The sequence below is a fragment of the Streptomyces sp. NPDC024687 genome, assembly GCF_055559055.1.
This window is the reverse complement of sequence record NZ_JBVHLJ010000006.1, coordinates 598568-607114: the sequence shown is the minus strand read 5'-3', so window position 1 is coordinate 607114 and position 8547 is coordinate 598568. Positions and strand designations below refer to the sequence as shown.

At 70.0% G+C, this 8547-nt stretch carries 7 protein-coding genes and 1 rRNA gene; 3 read left to right on the top strand and 5 right to left on the bottom strand.

What is annotated here, in order from left to right; translation table 11 throughout:
- The 3 genes from rrf to ACZ39I_RS26440 form a co-directional block, all read left to right on the top strand.
- Positions 1-95: ribosomal RNA gene (gene rrf / locus ACZ39I_RS26450) — 5S ribosomal RNA — on the top strand; the annotation flags it as partial.
- Positions 96-179: 84 nt separating this feature from the next.
- Positions 180-725 (top strand): GNAT family N-acetyltransferase, encoded by a 546-nt coding sequence (locus tag ACZ39I_RS26445; protein ID WP_467246931.1) that lies wholly within the window; start codon positions 180-182, stop codon positions 723-725.
- 31 nt (positions 726-756) lie between these two features.
- On the top strand, positions 757-1629 hold the full coding sequence (locus ACZ39I_RS26440) for a GNAT family N-acetyltransferase (RefSeq protein WP_467246930.1): 873 nt from the start codon (positions 757-759) through the stop codon (positions 1627-1629).
- 3 nt (positions 1630-1632) lie between these two features.
- On the opposite strand, the gene ACZ39I_RS26435 is transcribed toward ACZ39I_RS26440, so the two are convergent.
- Genes ACZ39I_RS26435 through ACZ39I_RS26415 form a run of 5 tightly spaced genes read right to left on the bottom strand, consistent with a single transcriptional unit; the run spans position 1633 to position 8331 of the window.
- On the bottom strand, positions 1633-3186 hold the full coding sequence (locus tag ACZ39I_RS26435) for a type IV secretory system conjugative DNA transfer family protein (RefSeq protein WP_467246928.1): 1554 nt from the start codon (positions 3184-3186) through the stop codon (positions 1633-1635).
- Positions 3187-3200: 14 nt separating this feature from the next.
- Positions 3201-4610, bottom strand: coding sequence for an ATP-binding protein (locus ACZ39I_RS26430; protein WP_390001156.1), 1410 nt, complete (start codon positions 4608-4610; stop codon positions 3201-3203).
- Between the two features lie 10 nt (positions 4611-4620).
- Positions 4621-6180: an SCO6880 family protein gene (locus ACZ39I_RS26425; protein ID WP_467246927.1), complete on the bottom strand. Its 1560-nt coding sequence runs from the start codon at positions 6178-6180 to the stop codon at positions 4621-4623.
- A complete protein-coding gene (locus ACZ39I_RS26420; RefSeq protein WP_467246926.1) occupies positions 6177-7508 on the bottom strand; it encodes a hypothetical protein in 1332 nt (443 codons plus the stop codon). The genes ACZ39I_RS26425 and ACZ39I_RS26420 overlap by 4 nt, the downstream gene beginning before the upstream one ends.
- Positions 7498-8331 carry a DUF8175 domain-containg protein gene (locus tag ACZ39I_RS26415; protein ID WP_467246925.1) on the bottom strand — a complete coding sequence of 278 codons (834 nt, stop codon included), beginning with the start codon at positions 8329-8331 and terminating at the stop codon, positions 7498-7500. The genes ACZ39I_RS26420 and ACZ39I_RS26415 overlap by 11 nt, the downstream gene beginning before the upstream one ends.
- Positions 8332-8547 lie beyond the last annotated feature (216 nt).

Here is an 8547-nt window from a genome sequence, read left to right as displayed (position 1 = left end):
AAACGCCCGGTTACATTTCGAACCCGGAAGCTAAGCCTTACAGCGCCGATGGTACTGCAGGGGGGACCCTGTGGGAGAGTAGGACACCGCCGAACAATTTTTGGGAAAACCCCTGTGCCATCCGGCACGGGGGTTTTTTCGTTTCCCGCATTACCCGGCCGAGGACTACTGTGGCCCGTATGAGCTACGTGATCCGGTCCGTCCGCGCCCATGAGTGGCCCGCCGCGAAGGAGTTGCGGCTCGCGGCACTTCAGGATCCGGTCGCGCCCCTCGCCTTCCTGGAGACCTACGAGGCGGCCGCCGCACGGCCCGACTCCTTCTGGCAGGAGCGGACGGCCAAGGGCGCCGAGGGGGCGGACGGGGCACAGACGGTCATCGCCGAGGCACCGGACGGACAGTGGGTCGGGACGGTGACGGTGCTGATGGAAGAGCCCGGGACCACGGACTGGGCCGGGTTTCCGGTCGAGCGGAAGCAGGGGCATCTCGTCGGGGTGTTCGTACGGCCCGAGGAGCGTGGCAGTGGGCTCACGGATGTGCTGTTCGACGCCGCTGTGGAGTGGGCGTGGGCGCATGGCGCCGAGCGGGTGCGGTTGATCGTGCACGAGGACAACGGGCGGGCGCAGCGGTTCTATCGCAAGGCCGGTTTCGAGCCCACGGGTGTGGTCGTGCCGCTGGGGTCGGCTGCGGGGGAGTCGGAGCTGGAGTTCGCGCTGGAGCGCGTCTGACCACGCCGAGGTCCTTGAGGGATCATGAGGCATGCGCTCGGACGACTGGCATCTCGACGACTGGCACCTGACCGAAGACCTCGACGACTTCCTCGCCCGAGGCGGGGAGTTCCTGCGCTCGCGGCCCGTCCCGCACATCATGCAGCTGACCTGGACCGCGAGACTCCGTACCCGTGGGGCGGCCGTGTACGACGCCGAAGGAGCCGTGTTCGGTCTGCTGGAGAAGGCCGGCGAGGTCCAGGGAGCCTTCTACCGTCTGTCGCCCCGCCGCGGGCTGGGTCTGACTCCGCTCACCGCCGGGCAGGCCGACGCCCTCGCCGCCCGGCTGGTCGCGCTCGGCCACTCCGTACCCTCCATCAGCGCGGACGAGCGAACCGCCGCCGTTTTCGCCGAGGCGTGGCAGCGGCGTACCGGGGCGGCGCCGCGGGAGCGCGTCCGGCTCTGTCTGCACCGTCTCGGCACGCTCGTGCCGCCGGAGCCGTTCCCGGCGGGCCGGGGACGGCCCGTGGGGGAGCGGGACCATGAGCAACTCATGGGTATGTGCCGTGGGTTCGCCGCGGATGTGGGGGAAGCCGTCACCATCGACGCCGGCACCTGGGCCGGCACCCGCTTCGCCGACAAGAGCTACACGTTCTGGGAGACCCCGGACGGCACGCCCGTCTCCATGGCGGGCGCCAACCCGATGGTCGCGGGCCTCGTCCAGGTCGACCCCGTGTACACGCCGGCCCACCTTCGGGGTCGGGGATACGCGGGCGCGGTGACGGTCGAGGTGAGCCGGGCCGCGCTGGCGGCGGGCGCCGAGGACGTCGTGCTGTTCACGGACGCGGCGAACCCGACCAGCAACGCCCTCTACCGGCGGCTCGGCTATGTGCCGGTCGTGGACTGGGTCGCGTACGACTTCTGAGCCCTACGCCGGGAACTCCGCGTCCGGCCAGCGGGTGCGGGCCTGTTCGCGGGACCGGAGCAGGGCCAGGGTCGGTAGCCCCCGGTCCGCTCCGGCGGTCAGCAGCTCCGGGAGCTGGGGAAGCGGAGCCACGGCTGCCACGTCGTCCAGGACGAGCGTCAGTGGTGGGTCGAGGCGACCGGAGGATGACCGTTCGGCCATGCGCCGGCCACGCTCGACCACGCTTGAGGTGAGGGCCGTCAGAAGAGGCATCGCGCCTGGCTTCGTCCTGGGGTCCTCGAGGGATTCACCCACCACGTAAAGCGTGCCCCCTTCGTCGACGAAGGAATCCAAGGCGAGGGCATCATTTCGGTTGGGAGTGCATGCCTCGCGGATGTTGACCGTGAGGAGCGCCGAGAGGGCTCGGCCGGCCAGTTCCTGCGCGATGTCACGGCGTTCGGGGTGGGCGGTGAGGGCGGCTTCGAGTTCGCCCGCGGCGCCCGGGGCCGCCTTGGGGTGGGTGCGCAGGGTTCTCACCGCGTCCTGGACCTGGGTGCCCTGGCACCAGCGGTGGACGTGCCGGATGGTGCGGGCCTCTATGGCCGCCGCGTGGAGATAGCTGCGCAGGAGCGTTTCGGCCACGTCGGCCACGGCCTGGTCGATCTTCGCGGTGGGGCGGACCGGGGCGAGCAGCGCGGCGGCTCTCGCCTTCGCCGTCTCCCTGGTCTCGCAGCCTGTGGTGGGGGACCAGTGGAGGCGGGCCGGGGTGTCGCAGAGGTGGGTGGGGTCGTAGACGTGGACCGGGCCCAGTTTGGCTCGGGCGTCCTTGGTGTCCTGCCAGACGGCGGGGTTCGAGGTGACGACGAGAGCGGGGCCTTCGGCGTCCCTGATGGCCTGGGTCGCGGTGGGGTGCCGGGTCGCCGGTGGGCCGTAGTGCACCACGCCTTCGGTGCGAGGGGTTTCCCACCCGCTCACCGCTGCGCCCTGCGTCACCGGGTGCGGGCTTCGCTCGGGCGGTCGGCTCACCGTGACCGGCAAAGGCTGCGGCAACGGCTGTGTTTGTGGCTGTGGCTGCGGCTCTGGCGTCGGTCTCGGGATCGCCACCTCGGGAGCGGCTACCTCGTGAGCCGGTACCTCGTGGGCCGGGGTCTTGTCAGCCGGTTCCGGTTCCGGACGTCGTTCCCGTGCCGCCAGTTTCTCCGCTCGCGTCCTCGCGCGGACCGCTCTCCAGCGGGCCAGCGTCCCCATCACGAAGATCGTCAGGACTACCAGGACCAGCAGCTGGCCGATGAACAGGCCCCAGACCAGGCCGTAGCCGGAGAGTTGGCCCGCCGGGGTGTCGGGCCAGGCGCCCAGGACGTCCTGGGGGTGGCCGATGAGGTGGCGCATGGCCGGCGGGGTGCGGGTGAAGGTGACGCCGCTCGGCCAGTCGCCGTGGGCGAACAGACCCGCGAGGCCCGTCGCCGTCCAGACCAGCAGGGTCATGCCGAGGAGGAAGGCGAGTATGCCGACCAACAGCCCGTCAGGGACGCCTCCTTGGCCTCCCTGACCGCTCTGGTGGCGATCGTCCGGTCTCACCACTGTCCGCCCTCCTACGCCACCGTCGACTCGGAGTCGCCCATGTGCTGTTCCACGAAGGCCGCCGCCCGCTCCTCCGCCTCCAGCTCGGCGGCGCGCAGGGCGTCGTCGGCGAGATCGCTGGAGGACTCCGTCATCGCGCGGTCGGTGAAGACCAGGGGGCGTTCGGTCTCGGTGACCAGGTGTTTGACCACCTGGACGTTGCCGTTGACGTCCCAGACGGCGATGCCGGGGGTGAGGGACGGGATGATCTCGACCGCCCAGCGGGGCAGGCCCAGGACGCGGCCCGTCGCTCGGGCCTCGTCGGCCTTCTGGGCGTAGATCGTCCGGGTCGAGGCCATCTTCAGGATCGCCGCGGCCTCTTTCGCCGCCGCTCCGTCCACCACGTCGGACAGGTGGTGGACCACCGCCACGAAGGACAGGCCGAGCCGGCGGCCGAACTTCAGCAGGCGCTGGAAGAGCTGGGCCACGAAGGGGCTGGCGATGATGTGCCAGGCCTCCTCGACCAGGAAGATGCGCTTCTTGCGGTCGGGGCGGATCCAGGTGTGTTCCAGCCAAACTCCGACGATCGCCATGAGGATGGGCATGGCGATGGAGTTGCGGTCGATGTGGGACAAATCGAAGACGATCAGCGGCGCGTCCAGGTCGATGCCGACCGTGGTCGGGCCGTCGAACATGCCCCGCAGGTCACCGTCGACCAGGCGGTCGATGACCAGGGCGACATCGAGGCCCCACGCGCGGACGTCCTCTATGTCGACGTTCATCGCCTCGGCCGACTCGGGCTCGGGGTGCCGTAGTTGTTCCACGATGTCCGTGAGGATCGGCTGGCGTTCGACGATCGTCTCGTTGACGTAGGCGTGCGCGACCTTCAGCGCGAAGCCGGAGCGCTCGTCGAGGCCGTGGCCCATCGCGACCTCGATGATGGTCCGCAGCAGGGCCAGCTGGCCGGTCGTGGTGATCGCGGGGTCGAGCGGGTTGAGGCGGATTCCCATGTCCAGGGCGGCCATCGGGTCCAGGCGGATGGGAGTTATCCCCAACTCCTGCGCGATGAGGTTCCATTCGCCGACGCCGTCCTCGCCCTGGGCGTCGAGGACCACGACCTGGCGGTCCCGGAAGCGCAACTGGCGCAGCACGTAGGTCTTCTCGAGGGCGGACTTGCCGTTTCCGGATTCGCCCAGGACCAGCCAGTGCGGCGCCGGGAGCTGCTGGCCGTAGAGCTGGAAGGGGTCATAGATGTAGCCCTTGCCGGAGTACACCTCACGGCCGATGATCACGCCCGAGTCGCCGAGGCCGGGCGCGGCGGTCGGGAGGTAGACCGCCTGCGCCTGGCCGGTGGAGGTGCGGACCGGCAGGCGGGTCGTCTCGACCTTTCCGAAGAGGAAGGAGGTGAAGGCGTCGCTGAGGACGGACAGCGGATCCCGCATGCTTGGTCCCCTACTTTCGAATGCCGGTGGCGAACGGAAGCGTGTTCACAAAGGCGCGATGGTGCTCGCGGTCGCACCACTCCAGTTTCAGATACGACTTTCCGGCCGAGGCCCGGATGGTCCGCTTGTCGCGGGCCAGGGCCTCGGGGTTGCGGGAGGACACGGTGATGTAGCCGACGAGGTTGACGCCGGCCGCGCCGCTCGCCAGGTCCTCGCCGCGCTGGTCCAGGCGGTTGTGGGAGGCGACGTCGCGAGGGTCGACGGTGCGGTTCATCTTGGCGGCGCGGGAGGCCTCGGCCTCGTCGTTGGTCTTTTCGGTCAACATGCGTTCGATGGCTACCTCGGTGGGCTCGAGATCCATCGTCACGGCGACCGTTCGGATGACGTCCGGGGTGTGGACGAGCAGGGGTGCCAGGAAGTTGACGCCCACCGGGGTCATCGGCCATTCCTTCACCCAGGCCGTGGCGTGGCACCAGGGCGCGCGGGTGCTGGACTCCCGGGTCTTCGCCTGGAGGTACGTCGGTTCCATGGCGTCCAGCTCGGCCGGCCAGGCGTTGCGCCTGGTCATCGCCTGGATGTGGTCGATGGGGTGGTCCGGGTCGTACATGGAGTGGATCAGGGAGGCGAGCCGGCCCTGGCCGAGCGGCTGGCGGACCCGGATGTCGGCCTCCTGGAGGCGCGAGCAGATGTCGGTCAGCTCGCGGGCCATGACGACCGCGAGGCCGGCGTCCTTGTCCAGCTTGCGGCCGGACTGGGGGCGGGCCGCGCGGGCCATGGCGTGGGCCTCCGCGGCCAGTTCACGGGTGTAGTGCATACAGGCGACGAGGTACGCGCGGTGCTGCTCGCTGCTGGTCGACACCATCGACTGGAGCTGGTCGTACGACGTCTGCAGCCACGGCAGCGCCCTGTCGTCCCCGCGCATGGCGACGTCCTTGGCATGGGCGTCCGGGTCGGCGGGGAGGGTGCGGGCGAGCATCTGGATGCGGGTGACGAAGCCGTCGCCGTTGGCCACGTGCTTGAGGAGGGTGCCGAAGCGGTCGACGAGGGCTTCCTGGTCCTCGGAGTCGCGCAGGCCGACACCGGGGCCCTCGATCTCGATGGCGGCGGTGACGGTACGGCGGTCCGCGTGGAGCAGTACGGCGATCTCGTCGGGCCCGAACGGGGCGGCGAGCCAGTTGATCCGGCCGATGCCGGGGGGCGGGCCGACCTCGACCTCGCGGCCGTCGACGTGGGTGCCGGCCTCCATCACGGAGGAGCGGTAGGTGGTGCCCTGGCGCAGGGTGCGCTTGTAACTGCGGTTGATCTCGAACCACTTGTAGAAGGTGCGGCGCTTGTAGGGGACGTAGACCGCGGCCAGCGCGAGCAGGGGGAAGCCCATCAGCAGGACGATGCGCAGGGACAGGACGGGGACGAGGAGCCCGCACATCATGCCGAGGAACGCGCCCACGATGATGAGCGCGATCTCGCCCGACTCACGGTTGCGGCCGACGATCGCGTTCGGCCGGGCGCGGCCGATCAGATATGTACGGCGGGGCGTGACCGTATGCGACACGTGGGACTCGGTCGTCAACGCCCGTCACCTCCTGTGCTGTTGCTGCCTGCGTTGCGGTTGCCGGCGTGCGGGGTGTTCACCGCGTTGCCCGCGCGGGGAGCGGGAGCGGCGGAGGGGACAGATCCGCCGCCTCCGTTCGGGGTGCGCGAGCTGTGGGCGGCGACTCCGCCGGACGCCGGGTTGCTCGGGCGGGCGCCCGAGCCTCCGGAGGCCTGACCGTTGTTGTCGGCCCGGGAGCTGTGGGTCTTGATGCCCTGGGCGACCAGGGTGGCCGGGGAGCTGATGACCGCGGCGGCCTTGCCCTCGGCGTTCTGCATGATGCGGTTGTTGCGGGAGCCGGCGATCTCGTCGCCGAAGCCGGGGACGAAACGGTAGATCATCGCACTGGCGAAGATGGCGAGCAGGATGATGGCGAGGCCGGAGACGACGGCGGAGAAGGCGTCGGGGCCGTTGTCGGAGGAGAGCGCGCCGGCGAGGCCGAGGACGATGACGATCACCGGTTTGACCAGGATGACGGCGATCATGATGCCGGCCCAGCGGCGGACGTGGCCCCAGAGGTTCTTGTCGACGAGGCCGGCGTAGACGACGGTGCCGAGGAGGGCGCCGACGTAGAGGAGCGCGGCGCGGATGACGAGCTCCAGCCAGAGGACTCCGGCGGCGAGGATGCTGACGAGGGAGACGACGATCAGCATGATGGGGCCGCCGCCGATGTCGTTGCCCTTCTCCAGGGCGCCGGAGAAGGTGCCGAAGAAGGTGTCGGTCTGGTCGCCGGTGGCCTTGGCGAGGACCTCTGAGACGCCGTCCGTGGCGGAGACGACGGTGTAGAGGATGAGGGGGGTGAAGGCGGACGCGAGCACGGTCAGCCACAGGAACCCGATCGCCTCGCTGATGGCGGTGGTGAGGGGGACGCCTCGTACCGCGCGCTTGGCGACTGCGAGCAGCCACAGGAGGAGGGTGAGGATGGTCGACGCGGCGAAGACGACGGCGTACTGCTGGAGGAACTTCTGGTTGGTGAAGTCGACGTTCGCGGTCTCCTTCACGGCCTCGCTGAGCTTGCCGATGGTCCAGGCGGCGGCTTTGGCACAGCTTTTGGCGAGGGAGGACATGGGGTCGAGGGTGGAGGTGGGGCTCAGGGAGGGGGCTCCGCCGGAGGATCCGCCCGAGGAGTCACCTTCACAGATCTGCTTGGCCTGGCCCGACAGGAGGCTGCAGTTGTCGGCCGACTCGGTGGGGGTCGGTGTTGGCGTAGGTGCCGCTGCGGCGCGGGCGGCGAGCAGCACAACGGCGGTCTGTACGGTGGCGACTGTGGCGGCGGCCTTGAGTGCGAGGCGCTGGCTACCGGGCATACGTGAACCCTCCGTACTCCTCGACGGCCTTGGCCATGTCGTCGGCGCTGGACGCCTTGTCGTCTCCGGGGACGGGAGCGGGGCCGTCCTTCTGGGAGAAGCTGTCGACCTTCCAGTCGCTGTCGGCCCAGCGCATGTGGAGGGTCATGGTGAACCAGTCGCTTGTCACCGGGTCGGTCGAATCGGCGCCGGCTGTGCCGTACAAGCCGGTGCACCAGACCTCGACGGCCGCTGAGGTGGCCGATGCGCTCGTGACCTTGGTCCCGATCGGGACGGTGCGGGAGACGTAGGTGTGACCTGCGGCCGCGTCGCCGTTCTGGTCGAGGCCGAGCTTGCTCAGGAAGGCCGCGGAGTAGGCCTTGTTGAACTTGGCGGTCAGGGCGGCCTGCTTGTCGGTCACGAAGACCTGCTGGACGATCTCGGTTCGCTGGGCCGGCTTCAGGATGTCGGCGGAGACCAGTACCGTCGCGTAGTTCGCCGCAGCGCTCTGTGTCCCCTGGGCGTCGTGGGCGTAGCCGGTGGGGATGGTGCCTGGGGTGGACTGCACCGGCTTGGTGCCGGTGGGGGCCGTGGTGGTGGCGTTCGGCTGGCCGCCCGTGCCCTGCGCCGAGGAGGAGGGATCGTCGCCTCCGCGGTTCGCGAAGGCGATCGCGGCGATCAGGAGGACGACGACGCCGACCACGGTGACCAGGCTTCTGGAGGACGAGCGGCCGGAGCGGCGGGCGCCGCCGTACACGTCCGTGGTGCCGCCCGGCAGGTGGGTGCGGGTCTGGCCGGTGCCGCCGTAACCGCCGGAGCCCTCCTGGTCGTCTCCGAGACTCATGCCGCTTACGCCCCCTCGACGTGGTGCGGAACAGCGCGGGAAAACGCGTACGAGTACGACGGTAGCCGGGCTGGTTCCCGCGCGGGCGCGGTGTGGTGACTCGGCATCAGAGTCGTAGGAGTCATCGAGGAGATCGGAGACATCGGGGGAACGCAACCTCAGCCGGTGGGCACTGCGGACGGGTGGGGTAGGGGGTACCGGGCGCGCCCGGCCGGG